Source organism: Streptomyces albospinus, assembly GCF_014648695.1.
GTDB classification, from domain to species: Bacteria; Actinomycetota; Actinomycetes; order Streptomycetales; family Streptomycetaceae; genus Streptomyces; species Streptomyces albospinus.
On the sequence record NZ_BMRP01000003.1, the window covers coordinates 311251 to 326964 of the forward strand.

11 protein-coding genes are annotated in these 15714 nt (G+C 73.8%); 6 read left to right on the forward strand and 5 right to left on the reverse strand.

The window, feature by feature from the left end:
* Nucleotides 1–16: 16 nt before the first annotated feature.
* Complete coding sequence (locus tag IEZ17_RS06945) at nucleotides 17–787, forward strand: enoyl-CoA hydratase/isomerase family protein (RefSeq protein ID WP_189297454.1); 771 nt, start codon at nucleotides 17–19, stop codon at nucleotides 785–787.
* A 33-nt stretch (nucleotides 788–820) separates the two neighbouring features.
* On the opposite strand, the gene IEZ17_RS06950 is transcribed toward IEZ17_RS06945, so the two are convergent.
* Nucleotides 821–1492, reverse strand: coding sequence for a DJ-1/PfpI family protein (locus tag IEZ17_RS06950; protein ID WP_189297456.1), 672 nt, complete (start codon nucleotides 1490–1492; stop codon nucleotides 821–823).
* Nucleotides 1493–1539: 47 nt separating this feature from the next.
* The gene (locus tag IEZ17_RS06955; protein WP_189297458.1) at nucleotides 1540–2502 is read right to left on the reverse strand and encodes a GlxA family transcriptional regulator; all 963 of its coding nucleotides are present in this window, start codon (nucleotides 2500–2502) and stop codon (nucleotides 1540–1542) included.
* Nucleotides 2503–2642: 140 nt separating this feature from the next.
* Between IEZ17_RS06955 and IEZ17_RS06960 the strand changes: the two genes are divergently transcribed.
* The 3 genes from IEZ17_RS06960 (at nucleotide 2643) to IEZ17_RS06970 (ending at nucleotide 7822) form a co-directional block, all read left to right on the forward strand.
* Nucleotides 2643–3530 (forward strand): SCO6745 family protein, encoded by an 888-nt coding sequence (locus IEZ17_RS06960; protein WP_189297459.1) that lies wholly within the window; start codon nucleotides 2643–2645, stop codon nucleotides 3528–3530.
* A gap of 139 nt (nucleotides 3531–3669) precedes the next feature.
* Nucleotides 3670–6105, forward strand: a complete 2436-nt coding sequence (locus tag IEZ17_RS06965; protein WP_189297461.1) for a Tex family protein — start codon at nucleotides 3670–3672, stop codon at nucleotides 6103–6105.
* 508 nt (nucleotides 6106–6613) lie between these two features.
* Nucleotides 6614–7822 (forward strand): Cmx/CmrA family chloramphenicol efflux MFS transporter, encoded by a 1209-nt coding sequence (locus IEZ17_RS06970; protein WP_189297463.1) that lies wholly within the window; start codon nucleotides 6614–6616, stop codon nucleotides 7820–7822.
* A 127-nt stretch (nucleotides 7823–7949) separates the two neighbouring features.
* On the opposite strand, the gene IEZ17_RS06975 is transcribed toward IEZ17_RS06970, so the two are convergent.
* Nucleotides 7950–8456, reverse strand: a complete 507-nt coding sequence (locus IEZ17_RS06975; protein ID WP_189297465.1) for a hypothetical protein — start codon at nucleotides 8454–8456, stop codon at nucleotides 7950–7952.
* Between the two features lie 459 nt (nucleotides 8457–8915).
* Nucleotides 8916–10859, reverse strand: a complete 1944-nt coding sequence (locus tag IEZ17_RS06980; protein WP_189297467.1) for an FUSC family protein — start codon at nucleotides 10857–10859, stop codon at nucleotides 8916–8918.
* A gap of 150 nt (nucleotides 10860–11009) precedes the next feature.
* Between IEZ17_RS06980 and IEZ17_RS06985 the strand changes: the two genes are divergently transcribed.
* Entirely contained in the window at nucleotides 11010–12044 is a 1035-nt protein-coding gene (locus tag IEZ17_RS06985) for an FAD-dependent oxidoreductase (protein ID WP_189297469.1), read from the forward strand.
* Between the two features lie 114 nt (nucleotides 12045–12158).
* Here the strand turns inward: IEZ17_RS06985 and IEZ17_RS06990 are convergent, their stop codons facing one another.
* Entirely contained in the window at nucleotides 12159–14045 is a 1887-nt protein-coding gene (locus IEZ17_RS06990) for a Xaa-Pro dipeptidyl-peptidase (RefSeq protein ID WP_373299747.1), read from the reverse strand.
* 169 nt (nucleotides 14046–14214) lie between these two features.
* Here IEZ17_RS06990 and IEZ17_RS06995 point away from each other — a divergent pair, with 169 nt between their 5' ends.
* Nucleotides 14215–15702, forward strand: a complete 1488-nt coding sequence (locus IEZ17_RS06995; protein ID WP_189297471.1) for a M1 family metallopeptidase — start codon at nucleotides 14215–14217, stop codon at nucleotides 15700–15702.
* Nucleotides 15703–15714 lie beyond the last annotated feature (12 nt).

Below are 15714 nucleotides of genomic sequence, written 5' to 3' on the forward strand. Positions count from 1 at the left end.
GCTCTAATATCCGGGCATGGAACAGGGTCTGAAGACGCACGTCGGCGACGGCACCGCGACCGTCACCATCAGCAATATGGACAAGCGCAACGCGATGACCGTCCAGATGTGGCGGGAGCTCCCGCCGCTGCTGGACCGGCTCGCGGCGGACCGCGCGGTGCGGTCGCTGGTGCTGACGGGCGACGGCGGGACGTTCTGCGCAGGGGCGGACATCGGCTCGCTGCGGGACGCGTCGGGGGCGTCGCAGGGGCTGGCGGTGGCGGCCGAGGAGGCGCTGGCCGCGTTTCCCAGGCCGACGCTGGCGGCGATACGCGGCTACTGCGTGGGCGGCGGCGCCCAGTTGGCAGCCGCCTGCGATCTGCGGTTCGCGGAGGAGGGGGCGCTGTTCGGGGTGACGCCGGCCAAGCTGGGGGTGGCCTATCCGGCGTCGGCAACCCGGCGGCTGGTCCGGCTGGTGGGGCCGTCGGCCGCCAAGTACCTGTTGTTCTCGGGCGAGTTGATCGACTGCGTGCGGGCGCTGCGTACGGGCCTGGTGGACGAGGTGCTGGCCGAGGGCGCGCTGGACAAGCGGGTCGCGGAGTTCACGGCCGTACTGGCGAGCCGGTCGCTGCTGACGCAGACCGCGGCGAAGGAGCTGGCCGACGGGACGTGGGACGTGCCGCCCGCGGAGGCCGAGGAGCGCGGGGCGTACTGGGCGGCGCAGGCGCGGGAGAGCGGCGACATCCTGGAGGGTGCCGCCGCCTTCCTGGAGCGCCGGGCGCCGCGGTTCACCTGGCCGGCGGGCTGAGCCGGGGCCGGCCGCGGCTCGGCGGGTGCTCCGTCACCTCTCGGTGACGGCTTCGTCCCGCCAGCGCTTCCCGGCCAGGATGGAGCGGCCGTGGTCCCGCAGGGCCGCGACGACCTCGGCCGGGGCCTTCTCCGGGGCGCCCGCGTCGTAGGGCGGCTGCGGGTCGTACTCGATGCCGAGCTGGATCGTCTGCGCGACGAAGTCCCCGGCGATCCGGCCGGCCAGGGCGAGGCCCATGTCGACACCGGAGGAGACGCCGGCGGCGGTGACGTACTTGCCGTCGAAGACCACCCGCTCCCCGCTCGGCTCGACCCCCAGGGCGGGCATCTGGTCCAGGGCGAGCCAGTGGCAGGTGGCCCGGCGGCCCTTGAGGAGGCCGGCGGCGGCGAGGACCAGCGACCCGGTGCATACCGAGGTGGTCCAGGTGGTGCCGGCGTCCACGGCCCGGATCCACTCGTGCACCGGGCCGTCCTCCATGAGCGCGGTCTGCCCGGGGCCGCCGGGGACGACGAGGACGTCCGGCGCGGTGACGTCGCTCAGCGCGGCGTCCACGACCAGCCCGAGGGAGCCCTTGTCGCTGCGGTGGAGGCCGGTGCGTTCGGCGACGAACACCACCTCGGCGCCCGGGAGGAGACCGAGGGTCTCGTACGGGCCGATGGCGTCGAGGGCGGTGAAGCGGTCGTAGAGGAGGATGGCGATCTGCATGGCGGCTCCTGTTTCTGTGGAGGGGCGTCGGTGTGCGGAAGGGCTGTTCAGGAGGGTGGGGCGGCGGGCTGGAAACGGCGGCGGTATTCGGCCGGGGAGGCGCCGAGGGCGCGGAGGAAGGCACGGCGCATCGCCTCGGAGGTGCCGTAGCCGCAGCGGCGGGAGATCTGTTCGATGCCGTCGGCGGTGTCCTCCAGGCGACGTCGGGCGGCTTCCAGGCGCACCCGGTCGACGTAGCGGCCGGGGGTCGTCCCGACCTCGTCGCGGAAGGCGCGGGCGAAGTGCCGCGGGGAGAGCCCGGCGCGGTCGGCGAGGGCGTCGACGGAGAGGTCCGCGGCCGGGTTCTCGCTGATCCACTGCTGGACGTCGCGGAGCGGGCGGCGCTGCGCGGTCTGCGCGGCGAGCTGGGCGCTGAACTGGGTCTGGTTGCCCGGCCGGCGCAGGAAGACGACCAGATGGCGGGCGTTGGTCAGCGCCAGGTCGCGGCCCAGGTCCTCCTCCACCAGGGCCAGCGCGAGGTCGATCCCCGCGGTGACGCCCGCGGAGGTGGCCACGTCGCCGTCCCGGACGTAGATCGGCTCGGGTTCGACGCGGACGGCCGGGTGACGCGCGGCGAGGGTGTCGCACAGGCTCCAGTGGGTGGTTGCGCGGCGGCCGTCCAGCAGCCCGGCGGCGGCCAGCAGGAACGCGCCACTGCATACCGAGACCGTGCGCCGGGTGCGCCGGGCGTTCGCCCGCAGCCAGTCGACCAGCCGCGGGTCGGGGGGGTCGGTGCACCGGCCGCCCGGGACGAGGAGGGTGTGCGGCGGGGTGGCGGCGCCGAGCGCGAGGTCGGGGGTGAGAGTCAGTCCGCTGGTGGTGCGGACCGGCGCGCCGTCCAGGCTCGCGGTGCGGATCCGGTAGGCGCCGGGGGCGCCGTGGCAGGCGCCGCTGAAGACCTCGACCGGGCCGCTGACGTCGAGGCTCTGGAGCCCGTCGAAGAGAACGACCAGCACATCGCGCTGTTCCATGTGTCCATCCTGGGCAGCGGTGCCGATGGCGGCAATGACGGGTTTCCCACCTTTCCTGCCATCCGCGCCGTCCGCTGCCGGGCCGGTCCGGATTCGCCCCTCCTCGACACGACATACCAACGGGTCGGTAACCTGCTCGCATGACCTCTGCTTCGAGCACTTCCGCTTCCGGCGCACTGCCCGAACGGGCCGGCCGGCACTGCCACAACGCCCTCAACCCGTTCCATTCGGCGCACTACTTCGCTCCCGAACTGCCCGCGGAAATGGGCGCGTTGGGCGTGGAGGGCCGTGCCGTCTACTTCTCCTCGCGCAGCGCGCCGCTCGGCGCGGTGGGCGCCGGGACCGTCGCCGCGACCTTCTACAGCTTCCGGTACGAGCTGATAGCCCGGTACGTCCCGGAGGTCTGGACGGTCACCACCCCGCAGGCCGTGCTGGACGCCCGGCTGCGCGCCGTGGACGCCACGCTGCGCCGGCTGCTCGGCGACGAGGCGCTGGAGTCCCCGGAGATGGCCGAGGCGGCGAAGCTGGCGCTGCGGGCCGCCGAGGCGGGCGCGCGCCACGCCCGGCCGCTGTACTCCGCGCACGCCGACCTGCCGGTGCCCGACGCCCCGCACCTGGCCTACTGGCACGCCACGACGCTGCTGCGCGAGCACCGCGGCGACGGCCACCTGGTCGCGCTGCTGGACGCCGAACTGGACCCGGTGGAGGCACTGGTCACGCACTCCGCGACCGGGCGCGGGATGAGCCGGCGCGGCAACCTGGCGACCCGCGGCTGGTCGGAGGAGGACTGGGCCGCGGCGCAGGAGCGGCTGCGCGGGCGCGGACTGCTGGGCGCCGAGGGCGAGTTGACCGAGGCCGGGGTGCAGCTGCGCAAGGACCTGGAGCGGACGACGGACCGGCTGGACCGGGCCCCGTACGTGCGCCTGGGCGCGGAGGGGGTGGCTCGGCTGACCGAACTGGCCGCCGCGTTCACCGCGAAGGTGGTGGAGGCCGGGGCGTTCCCGGCGGAGCTGTTCGGCGAGGGTTAGGTCACAACGCAGGGCGCGTGCCGGGGTGTGATGCGGCGTGTCACACCCCGGCGTGCCCGGCCGGGCGGTGCGACAGTGCGGGCCGTCACCCGGCACAATGCAGGCTCAGGCAAGCGCTGGAAGGCGGGGCAGGATCAACGTGACGGCATCGACCGAGCCCATCGGGGCCCTCGGGACCATCGAAGCGAGGATCGCCGGGGAGCTCGGCGTCAAGGAGCGGCAGGTGAGGGCCGCGGTCGAACTGCTCGACGGCGGCTCGACCGTCCCGTTCATCGCGCGCTACCGCAAGGAAGCCACCGAGATGCTCGACGACGCGCAGCTGCGCTCCCTTGAGGAGCGGCTGCGCTATCTGCGGGAGCTGGAGGAGCGGCGGAGCGCGATCCTGGAGTCCGTGCGGACCCAGGGCAAGCTGGACGCCGCCCTGGAGGCGCAGATCCGCGGCGCCGAGTCCAAGGCCCGCCTGGAGGACATCTACCTGCCGTTCAAGCCCAAGCGGCGCACCAAGGCGCAGATCGCACGGGAGGCGGGCCTTGCGCCGCTGGCCGAGGGGCTGCTGAGCGACCCTTCGGTGGAGCCGGCGGCGGCTGCCGCGGCGTTCGTGGACGCGGACAAGGGCGTCGCCGATCCGGCCGCGGCCCTGGAGGGCGCGCGGGCGATCCTGACCGAGCGGTTCGGCGAGGACGCGGATCTGATCGGTGAGCTGCGCGAGCGGATGTGGTCGCGCGGGCGGCTCGCGGCGAAGGTGCGCGAGGGCAAGGAGGAGGCGGGCGCCAAGTTCGCCGACTACTTCGACTTCGCGGAGCCGTTCACCGAGCTGCCGTCCCACCGGGTGCTGGCGATGTTCCGCGGCGAGAAGGAGGAGGTCCTCGATCTCGCCCTGGAGCCGGAGGACCCGTCGGCGGCCGGCGAGGGCCCCAGCGCGTACGAGCAGGCCGTCGCGCACCGCTTCGGGATCGCCGATCGGGATCGGCCGGCCGACAAGTGGCTCCAGGACACGGTCCGTTGGGCCTGGCGCACACGCATCCAGGTGCACCTGGGGATCGATCTGCGGCTGCGGCTGCGGCAGGCCGCCGAGGACGAGGCGGTGCGGGTCTTCGCGTCGAACCTGCGCGATCTGCTGCTGGCGGCGCCCGCCGGTACGCGCGCCACGATGGGCCTGGACCCCGGCTTCCGTACGGGCGTGAAGGTGGCGGTGGTCGACGCCACCGGCAAGGTGGCGGCGACGGACACCATCTACCCGCATGTGCCGCAGCAGAAGTGGGACCAGTCGCTGGCCACCCTGGCACGGCTGGCGCGGGAGCACGGCGTCGAGCTGATCGCGATCGGCAACGGCACCGCCTCCCGGGAGACCGACAAGCTGGCGGCCGACCTGATCGCCGCGCAGCCGGAGCTGAAGCTGACGAAGGTGATGGTGTCCGAGGCGGGCGCCTCGGTGTACTCGGCCTCCGCGTTCGCCTCCCAGGAACTGCCGGACCTGGACGTGTCGCTGCGCGGCGCGGTGTCCATCGCCCGGCGCCTCCAGGACCCGCTGGCCGAGCTGGTCAAGATCGACCCCAAGTCGATCGGGGTCGGCCAGTACCAGCACGACCTCTCCGAGGTGAAGCTGTCCCGCTCGCTGGACGCGGTCGTCGAGGACTGCGTGAACGGCGTCGGGGTGGACGTCAACACCGCCTCCGCGCCGCTGCTTTCACGGGTGTCCGGCATCGGTTCCGGACTTGCCGAGAACATCGTGGCCCACCGGGACGGCAACGGCCCGTTCCGCTCCCGCAAGGCCCTCAAGGACGTGGCGCGGCTCGGCCCGAAGGCGTACGAGCAGTGCGCGGGCTTCCTGCGGATCCGGGGTGGCGACGACCCGCTGGACGCCTCCAGCGTGCACCCGGAGGCGTATCCGGTGGTGCGCCGGATGGTGCGCGCGGCGGGCACCGAGGTCGGCGGGCTGATCGGCAACACGGCCGCGCTGCGCTCACTGCGCGCGGCGGACTTCGTCGACGACTCCTTCGGCCTGCCGACGGTCAACGACATCCTCCAGGAGCTGGAGAAGCCGGGCCGGGACCCGCGTCCGGTCTTCAAGACGGCCACCTTCAAGGAGGGCGTGGAGAAGCTCGGCGACCTGGCGCCCGGGATGCTCCTGGAAGGCGTGGTGACCAACGTCGCCGCCTTCGGGGCGTTCGTGGACGTGGGCGTCCATCAGGACGGGCTGGTCCATGTCTCGGCGATGTCGAAGAACTTCGTCAAGGACCCGCGGGACGTGGTCAAGCCGGGCGACATCGTCCGGGTCAAGGTGCTCGACGTCGACATTCCCCGGAAGCGGATCTCGCTGACGCTGCGGCTGGACGACGAGCCCGGCAAGGGCGCGGCGGCCGGCGGCGAACGGCGCGGCGGGGCCGGCGGTGAGCGCCGCGGCGGCAGCGGCGGGGCCCGCGAGGGCGGCCGGGGCGGTGCGCCGCGGCAGCGGCAGGGCGGCGGTCAGCGGGGCGGCGAGCGTCGCGGCGGCCGGGACGCCGCACCGGTCAACGACGCGATGGCGGACGCGCTGCGGCGGGCCGGGCTGCTGGGCGGCAAGGGCGGTCGGTGAGTTCGGCGACCTGAGCGGGCGGCGGCGGGAGGGGTTCCCGCCGCCGCCCGGTCCGTCGTGGCCGCCCGAACTGAGAGGCCGCTCGGGCCGGTGGAGAAGCTCCGGCCGTAGCCCGCGGCGGGGCCGGGCGGCGCCCGGAAATGCATGGACGGCGGCTGTCCCGCTCGGTTAGCCTGCGGATCATGTCCAGCCCCGAGTCCTCAAGACGCTAGCCACCGGGCGCCGTCCGGTGGCTCCTCGCGTTGCCGATGCGCGGCCCCTGTACTGCCGCGCCTCGCCGGACTGACGTGCCGCTCCGGCCCGTTGCGCCCGCCCTCGCGCCGAGGTTCTCTCTTCTCCGCCACCGAATCGCCGCCCGTACGGCAGGACTTGTCATGCGGCGGCCGGGGCTGCCGCTTCCCCGTCGGCCGTGCCGGTTGTGCCGGTCCCTCCCGATCCGCATCGGCGCCCCTGTCGAAGGCGCCGTACCGGCCCGTGCCGACCCGTGGTGTGGTTGCGGAGTTGAGTGATGCCCTTCGTTCTGTACGTGCTCGCGCTGGCGGTTTTCGCGCAGGGCACATCCGAGTTCATGCTGTCCGGGCTGATGCCGGACATCGCGCACGACATGCAGGTGTCGATCCCGGTCGCGGGCTCGCTGACCTCGGCGTTCGCGGTCGGGATGATCGTCGGGGCGCCGCTGACGGCGCTGCTGAGCCTGCGCTGGTCGCGGCGGCGCGCGCTACTGGCCTTCCTGATCACGTTCCTGGTCGTCCACGTCCTGGGCGCGGTCACCAGCAGCTTCGGGGTGCTGCTCGCCACCCGGGTGGTGGCGGCGCTGGCCAACGCCGGGTTCCTGGCGGTGGCGCTGGCGACCGCGGCCGGCCTGGTGGCACCGGACGCCAAGGGCCGCGCCACCTCCGTCCTGTTGGGCGGTACCACCCTCGCCTGTATCGCGGGCGTCCCGGCGGGCGCCGTGCTGGGGCAGCAGTGGGGCTGGCGCGCGGCGTTCTGGGCGGTGGCGCTGGTGTCGCTGCCCGCGGTGTGCGCGATTCTGCGGTCGGTGCCGGGCGGCGCCGCCTCCTCCACAACCCCCGTGACCGGTGCCGGTGTTGCCGCCGCGCGTGCGCGCCATGAGCTGCGGGCGCTGCGCAGCCCGCGGCTGCTGGTGACCCTGCTGCTGTGTGCGCTCGTCAACGGCGCGACCTTCTGCACCTTCACCTACCTCGCACCGCTGGTCACCCGGGTCACCGGGTTCGGCGCCGCCGGGGTGCCGGCGATGCTGGCGCTGTTCGGCGTGGGCTCGTTCGCCGGTGTCACCGCCGGCGGGCGGCTGGCGGACACCCGGCCCCGACAGCTCCTGCCGGCCGGCGGGGTGGCCCTGCTCCTGGGCTGGGCGCTCTTCGCGCTCACGGCCGGGAACGCGGCGGCCACCGTCGTGCTGGTCCTCGTCCAGGGCACCCTCTCCTTCGCCGTCGGCGCCACCCTGATCTCCCAGGTGCTCTACGCGGCGGCCGAAGCGCCCACCCTGGGGGGCGGGTTCGCGACGGCCGCGCTCAACGTCGGTGCCGCGATCGGCCCCTGGTGCGGCGGCATCCCGCTGGCCGCCGGGCTCGGCTACCGCGCGCCGCTGTGGGTCAGCGCCCTGCTGGTGGCGCTGGCGCTGGTAGCCGGTGGGGTGGCGGAGGCGGTACGCCGCGCCGCCGCCCGCGGCGAGCGGCTCCGCACGACGGCCGCATGACGCTCGCGCGCAACGATTTCGACGGTGCACGACTTTCGAGGACGGGGCCGGTATCGGCGGGCGCGGCAGTGGCCGCGAAGTCGTCGGCCATGAAGCCTTCACCACGGCCCTCCGACACCACCGATGATCAGTCCATGCCGGGCCAGTGGTCCGCGACCACCGACTTGTCGAAGCCAGGGGTGTTCTCGTACTGCTTGGCGAGGGCGCCGGCCGGGATCGTGGCCACGCCGTCGAAATGCGCCACCCAGTAGTTCGGCTCGGTGACCCCGGCCTTGCGGAACGCCGCACGCACCGCGGGCTGTTCGGAGACACTGCAATAGACCGTCAGGTCCTCGTTGGGTGTACTGGCCATGGTCTGGGTGCACCACAAAACCGCCCCGTCCGGGCTGGCTGCGCCCTGCTCCACGTCCAGGACCTGCGCCTTGGTCAGATGGCTCACCGCGATCGACACCCGGGTCGCGTGCGGGAACCGCGCCGCCATCTCTTTCAAGTTGGCGAACGTGCCGTCGGCATAACCGGCCACCATCGTTGCGCCGGAGGGGATTTCCTTGGGCGTCACCGCGTCGTACATGATCCGTGTCATAGCCGCCTGCCTCGTCAGGATGGTCTTGGGTACCGCGATGGTCTTGGACACCGCGCTCCAGGCGGGTGACGTCACCCGGTGGGCGAGGCAGACCGGGCGCGGCCCGTCGCACGCCCCGGGCTGCGCACATCGGCGCGCACGCCCCGCATACGCAAAGGGAATTGCTCGGCGGCACCACTGGGCGGTACCGCGGCCGGGCGGCGTTCTCAGCCCTGGAGCCCGCGCTGTCATATGCGTGATTCCATGGAATCACGCTGCGGGTGTCGCGCAATCCGAGGCGCGACCGGGCCCGTGGAGCGGTGAACGACCCGGCGGAACGGTCGCCCGCCCCCGGTCGGGCAGTTGCGCGTTGCCCGGACTGCCGGACGCGAGGCGGTGTGATCCGACCTGATGAGGCGGCGGCGCGGCTGCGGCTGTTGCCGCTGTGCTACCTCCGGGCGGTACCGGTGACCGTATGTCCGGCGGTGCCGGTGATCGTCGCGGGTGTCGGGGGTGGGCCGTGCGCCCCGGTTACCCCGCCCCCGCATACTCCCGCAGCCGCTCCAGTTCGGCGGCCACATCGGTGAGCGTCGCGCAGTCGGGGACCGGCCGCAGCGCGGGCGGCGGGGTGCCGGTGGCACGGCGGCGGCGCGGGTCCTCCAGGGCGTCGGCCATGGCGGCGAGGGCCTGGCAGAGCCGTTCGGCCTCGTCGGGGTCCGGGCGGCGGGCGCCGTGGTCGAGGCGTACGGCGCAGGCGGTGGCGGCGTCGACGATGCGCTCGGCGGCGGTGACGGCGGTCAGCCAGTCGGGGGCACGGTCGCGGGCGGTGCGCAGTTCGGCCGCGGCGGTCTCGGCCGCCGCCCGTGCCCCGGCCAGCGCCCGGTAGGCGGCCCGGCGCAGCGCCAGCCGTTCGGTGGGGTCGGTGGGGCGGCCGTCCGGGCGGGGCGCAAGGACGTGGCGCAGGAAGCGTTCGGTGGCGCGCAGGGCCGCGGTGACCCGCTGGCCGACCCTGCGGCGCGGGTCCGCGAGCCGGGGCAGATGGCCGACGACGAGGACGATCGCGCACGCGAGGGAGGTGTCGACGATCCGTTCGGCGGGGGCCTGCCGCGCGCCGCCGGCGTAGACGAACGACAGCACCATGAGCGTGATCGCGGCGGTTTGCAGGGCGAAGTGCCGGGTGGCGAACGGCAGCAGCGCACCGCCCGCGCCGGCCACCATCGCGGGCCACCAGCTCCCCGACAGCAGCAGCCCGGCCCCGGCGAAGACCAGCACGCCCGCCGCGGTGCCGGCGAAGCGGTTCACCGTGCGGGAGAACAGCGGGCCCAGGTCCGGCTTGACGAGGAAGGTGACGGTCGTGGGGAGCCAGTACCAGTGGTCGGCGCGCAGCAGCAGCGCGACGGCGGCGCTGGCGCCGATGCAGACGGCGACCCGCAGTCCGTAGTCCCGCCCGGCGGGTCCGAGCGCGGCGCCCACTGCGGTCGCCGTGGCCGGTGCCGCGGACGACGGCCGCGGCAGGGGCCGTTCCCGTGCGAAGGCGACCGCCGCGTCCAGCAGGGCGTGGTCGAAGGCCCCGCGTGCCGCGGAACTGTTCTCCGGGGCGCACAGCCGGCCCGGCGGGCGCCCGGTGCGCAACGCCTCGGCGAACCGCCGGGGGCTCTGCGCGACCCGCGCCGGCAGCGGGCGGGCCTCCCACAGCAGCGCGACACTGGCCTCGCACAGCGCGGTGGCCGCGGCGAAGCGTTCGGCCAGCAGCAGCTCTTCCGTACGGGCGGGCCGGCGCAGCAGCCGGCTCGTGAGGCGGCGCAGCCGCAGCGCCTCGTCGGCGCGGTCCAGGGCGGCGGTGAGCCGGCGCCGGGCGGGCTCGGCGCCGGGTCCGCCGACCGCCGCCAGGACGTCGGCGAGCGCGTCGAAGACCGTGGCGACCGCTGCCCGCTCGCCGCTGAGCGGCCCGCCCGCCGGGCGCGGGGTACGCAGCACCAGCCGCAGCAGGAGCAGCCAGAGGCAGCCGGCGAGGACGTACAGCGCCTTCGCCCAGGGCGCGCCGGGCAGCGGCATGCCCGCGCCGAGGACGGTGGCGGCCAGCATCTGCATGCCCGCGTTGGAGCGCACCGGCCCGGTGACGCTGACCGCCCCGGAGACGAAGCCGACCGCGCACAGCGCCGGCACCAGCCACCAGCCGGCGTCGGCGGCCCGCAGCGCACCGCCGATCAGCATCCCGAACGCCGAGGCCAGCGCGGGCAGTCCGATGTGGACGATGCCGGTGCGCCGGGTCCCGGGGCGGTCGTTGACACCGGCCAGCATCGAGCCGAGTGCGGCGAGCACGCCGGGCGCCGGGTGCCCGGTCGCGATCCCCGCGGCCAGCAGCGGCCCCGCACAGAGCGCGCCCCGCACGACCGCCGGCCACGGCACGGGCAGCCGCTGCCAGCGGAAGGGGTGGGCGAGCCAGGCGGGCACGGCGCGCTGGGCGCGGGGCATGGGTCTCCTCGGGCGATGGCGTGGGTACGCGGACACGGGTGGCGGGATCCGAGGGGCGTCATCGGCCGACGGTGCTGCTACCAGCGTAAGGTCCGGCTCTGTCCGGGCCGCTGCCGGAGGGTTACGCGAACATCACGGGAGGGCGCGCAGATGGCGAAGAACGTGGCGGGCACCGCCGGGGACGCCGGGGTGTGTGTGGTCGGCGGCGGGGTGATCGGTCTGACCTCGGCGATCGTGCTCGCCGAGAACGGGTACCGGGTGCGGCTGCTGACCCGCGACGCGGCCGGCGAGACGACGTCGGCGGTGGCCGGGGCGCTGTGCTGGCCGTACCGGATCCAACCGTACGAGGACGCGGTGCGGTGGTCGCTGCGCTCCTTCGAGGTGCTCGCCGGGCTGGCCGAGCAGCCGGCGGAGACCGGTGCGCGGATGGTGGCCGGCCTCATGGCGGAGGTTCCTGCCGACCCGGGCGCGGACGGCCTCGCCGCCTGGTACGACGCGGTCCCCGGTATGCGGCGGGCGCGCCCCGACGAGCTGCCCGAGGGGTACGGTTCCGGCCGGCGGGCATGCACCCCGCTCGTGGACATGCCCGCCCATCTCCGGTATCTGGAGCAGCGGTTGGCGGTGGCCGGCGGGATCGTGGAGCGGCGCGCGGTCGCGTCGCTGGCGGAGGCGGGCCGCGGCGCCCGGACGGTCGTGAACTGCTCCGGTCTGGGCGCCCGCGAACTCGTCCCGGATCCGCAGGTCCACCCGGTTCAGGGGCAGTTGGTGATCGTCGAGAACCCCGGCATCGACACCTGGCTGGCGACCGCGGACTCGGCCGCGGCGGAGACCGCCTACGTCCTGCCGCAGCCCTTCGGGGTCGTCCTGGGCGGTACGGCGCGGGAGAACGCCTGGTCGCGGGAGCCGGACCCGGCGGTGGCGGAGGCGATCGTGGCGCGCTGCGCCCGGTTCTTCCCCGCGCTGGCGCGGGCCCGGGTCCTGGCCCACAGGGTGGGGCTGCGCCCGGCCCGTCCGGCAGTGCGGCTGACCGCGGAACGGCTGCCGGACGGGACGCGGTGCGTCCACAACTACGGGCACGGCGGTGCCGGTGTGACCGTCGCGTGGGGCTGTGCGGACGAGGTGCTGCGGCTGGTGCGGGAGGGGGACACGGCTCAGGGGCCCACCGGCGTCCCGGCCGTGAGGTGATCGCCCACCCGCCCGTCCGGCGGCGGCGGGACGAGCGCCCGCGGCGGCTGCCGCGGCGGGACGACCGCCGGCGCGCCGCGGGAGCCGGGTGTCACGAGGGGTGCCTCCCTTGGGTCACGGGGTGGGGATCGCGTGCGCGGTGGCCGGCGCCCCGCCCGTCAGCGGCAGCCGCGCGGCGGTGCGGGACAGGTCGAGGGTGAGCCGCGGGTGGGACGCGGGCGGGTCGATCAGTCCGGCGTCGGTGCCGGCCACGATCAGCGCGAGCCGGTGCCCGGCGGGCACGATGTGGTCGGTGGCGGCCAGGTCGAGGGTGATGGTGTAGGACTTGCCGGGGGTCAGCGGACGGCCCCTGCCGGGATCGGCCCAGTGGCCGAGGTCGGCCCAGCCGCGGCTGAAGACCGTGTAGCCGGCCTTCTCGACGTCGGCGGCGGTCTCCTTGAAGCAGCCGGTGTCGCCCTTGTTGCCGGCGCCCCAGCAGGTGCGCTTGTCGAGGGTGCGGATGCCCTCGCCGTCGGCCGCGTAATTGCGCAGGGTGGCCGGCCCGAGGTCGACCAGGACGGCGGAGAGATGCGCGGAGGAGGTGCTGGGGGTGGCGGTGACGGTCACCGTGCCGGAGCCCGACAGCCGCAGCGGCGCGGTCAGCGGCCCGGTGGTGAACCCGGCCTTCGCGGGTGTCGCCTGGTCGATGTGGGCGGCCCAGTCCGTCTCGCTCAGCTTGGGGTCGTCGGTGAAGGAGGCGGTCGCGCCCTTCGGGGCGGGCCGGGTGCCCAGGGCGCCGACGCCCGCGGTGGTCCCGTTGCGGGGGTGCAGGACGACGGGCGCGGTACCGGCCGCCGGCCAGTGCGCATCCGTCGACCAGGTGTCGGGCGCCCGCTCGATGTCGGCCATCGGGGCGCGCTCGATGCCGTTGTCGTAACCCATCAGGTAGTGGTCGAACCAGTGGTGCAGGGTGCGCACCCATTCCGCGCGGCGGTAGTCGAACGGGTCGACATGGCCGGTCTGGGAGAGCCAGATCTTGCGCTGGACGCCGTGCCGGGCGAGCGCGTCCCACCACTGGCCGAAGTGCTTGGTGCGGACGTTGAGGTCCTGCATCCCGTGCACGAGGAGGACGCTGGCGCGGACCTTGCCCGCGTTGCGGACGTAGTCCCGCTCGGTCCACAGGCCGGTCCAGTCGCCGTTGCGCGGGGCGCCGTCGACCAGCTTCTTCTGTACGGCGGCGCAGTGTTGGTGCGCGCCGGGGCTCTCGACCTCGTGGGCCAGTTGGTCGGGGCCGGAGTTGTAGAGAGGGGCGCCCTTGGCGAAGTAGTAGTCGTACCAGGAGGAGATGCCGGAGATCGGGACGATGGTCTTCAGGCCGGGGACCCCGGTCGCCGCGACGCCGTTGGCGATGGTGGCGTCCCAGCTCTTGCCGATCATGCCGGTTCTGCCGTTGGACCAGTCGGCGGTGACGGGTTTGCCGCCGGTGCGGGCGGTGTAGGCGTGTCCGCGGCCGTTGAGCCAGTCGACGACGGCCTTGGCCGACTGGATGTCGGAGCGTCCGCCGACGTCGACACAGCCGTCGGACCGATTGGTTCCGGCCAGGTCGACGAGGACCGTCGCATAGCCGCGGGGCACGAAGTAGTTGTCGTAGAAGAGCGGGAACTGGACCGGGCGGCCCTGGGCGTCGTAGGTCTTCTTCTGGCTCTCGTTGCCGCGTCCGCAGCAGGAGTAGTAGGGACTCGCGTCCATGATCACCGGTATCCGGTGGCCCTGCCGGGCGGGTTCGGAGGGGCGCATGATGTCGACGGCGACCCGGTCGGTGTGCCCGTCCGCGTCGCCGTCGAGCCCGGTGTCCACCCAGACCGATTCGCGGATCGCGTGGTCGTAGGAGTAGACGGGGCCGCTCTCGCCGGCGGCGGGGGTCGCACCCGCCGGGTGCGGGGCGATGAGCAGCGCGAACAGGGCGAGGGTGGTCGCCACCACGAGCGATTTCCAGGGGATGTGGGGAATTCCCGTACGTATCGTCACGAGCGGACGGTAGCGCGGGTCAACTCCCGTGCAGAAGGGGGTTTTCCGAGGTCCGTGTCGACCAGATGTCGGTCATGTGTCAGGTGGGGCCATGGACATGACGTGCCCCTGATGAGTACATAAGGTCCGAAGGGATCCACCTCCCCTACGAGTTGGAGGACTCGTGCGTCACAGACTCCTGGTCCCGGGCGCTGCCGCGCTCAGCCTGCTGCTGGCGATCCCGGCATCGGCCGCGGACTTCACGCCGGGCGCCCCAGGTGTGGGCGACAGCTACTACCCCTACAGCGGCAACGGCGGGTACCGCGTCTCCCACTACGACCTGCGGCTCAAGTACCAGCCGAAGACGGACCTGTTGGAGGGCACGGCGACACTGCTCGCCAAGACCACCCAGGACCTCTCCCGCTTCAACCTGGACTTCGGCCTCAAGGTCAGCGAGATCCGGGTGAACGGCAAGAAGGCCGCCTTCGCCACCTCCGGCAAACACGAGCTGGAGGTCACTCCGGCCGCGCCGCTGGAGAAGGGCAAGGACATCAGCGTGGTCGTCCGCTACGCGGGCAAGCCCTCGGAGCTGAAGATCGACGGCTTCACCGCCTGGGCCCGTACGCCCGACGGCGGGGTCGTGGCCCAGGAGCCGGACTCGGCCGTGTGGTGGTTCCCGAGCAACGACCACCCCAGCGACAAGGCGACGTACGACATCTCCATCGCGGTCCCGGACGGCACCCAGGCGCTCAGCAACGGCGTGCTCGCCTCGCAGACCTCCAAGCTCGGCTGGACGCGCTACAACTGGCGCTCGGACAAGCCGCAGGCGACGTATCTGACGACGCTGGCCATCGGCAAGTTCGACATCACCACGGACAAGACCGCCGACGGCCTGCCGGTGATCAACGCGGTCAGCCCGGACCTCGGCGCGAACCTGGGGTCGGCGCGGGCGAGCATCGAGCGCACCGCCGAGGTCACCGAGTGGCTGGAGAGCGTCTTCGGCCCGTACCCGTTCAACTCGGTCGGCGGCTACGTCCCGAACGTCCCGGCGCACTACGCGCTGGAGACCCAGACCCGCCCCTTCTACGGCAAGGCCGCCTTCGACAAGGGGACCAACGTCTCGGTCGTCGTGCACGAGCTGGCCCACCAGTGGTACGGCGACAGCGTGTCGCTCAAGGACTGGAAGGACATCTGGATCAACGAGGGCTTCGCCGCCTACAGCCAATGGCTGTGGTCGGAGAAGGAGGGCGAGGGCACCGCGCAGCAGCTCGCGGACTACGTCTACGCCCAGCACCCGGCGAACGACCCGTTCTGGACGGTCAAGCCGGGCGACCCGGGCGCGGACAAGCAGTTCGACACGGCCGTATACGACCGCGGTGCGCTGGCCCTCCAGGCGCTCCGCAACAAGGTCGGCGACAAGGCCTTCTTCGGCATCCTCAAGTCCTGGCCTACGGAGAACAAGTACGGCAACGCCTCGGTCGCGGACTTCGTGGCGTTCGCCGAGAAGAAGTCCGGCAAGCCGCTGGCCGACTTCTTCCACGCCTGGCTGTTCCAGCCGTCCAAGCCCGCGGCGGGCGCCGGGGTACGGGCGTTCGCCGCCTCCGGCCTCGTCGCCCAGCCCAAGTCCTGGAAGCAGATCGCCGCCACCCACGCCATGCACGTCGGCCACTGAGCGGACCGGTGG

What these genes read in the sequence shown, in the direction of transcription:
- IEZ17_RS06945 (WP_189297454.1), top strand. Translation starts at nt 17, where the DNA reads ATGGAACAGGGTCTGAAGACGCACGTCGGCGACGGCACCGCGACCGTC.
- IEZ17_RS06950 (WP_189297456.1), bottom strand. Translation starts at nt 1,492, where the DNA reads ATGCAGATCGCCATCCTCCTCTACGACCGCTTCACCGCCCTCGACGCC.
- IEZ17_RS06955 (WP_189297458.1), bottom strand. Translation starts at nt 2,502, where the DNA reads ATGGAACAGCGCGATGTGCTGGTCGTTCTCTTCGACGGGCTCCAGAGC.
- IEZ17_RS06960 (WP_189297459.1), top strand. Translation starts at nt 2,643, where the DNA reads ATGACCTCTGCTTCGAGCACTTCCGCTTCCGGCGCACTGCCCGAACGG.
- IEZ17_RS06970 (WP_189297463.1), top strand. Translation starts at nt 6,614, where the DNA reads ATGCCCTTCGTTCTGTACGTGCTCGCGCTGGCGGTTTTCGCGCAGGGC.
- IEZ17_RS06980 (WP_189297467.1), bottom strand. Translation starts at nt 10,859, where the DNA reads ATGCCCCGCGCCCAGCGCGCCGTGCCCGCCTGGCTCGCCCACCCCTTC.
- IEZ17_RS06985 (WP_189297469.1), top strand. Translation starts at nt 11,010, where the DNA reads ATGGCGAAGAACGTGGCGGGCACCGCCGGGGACGCCGGGGTGTGTGTG.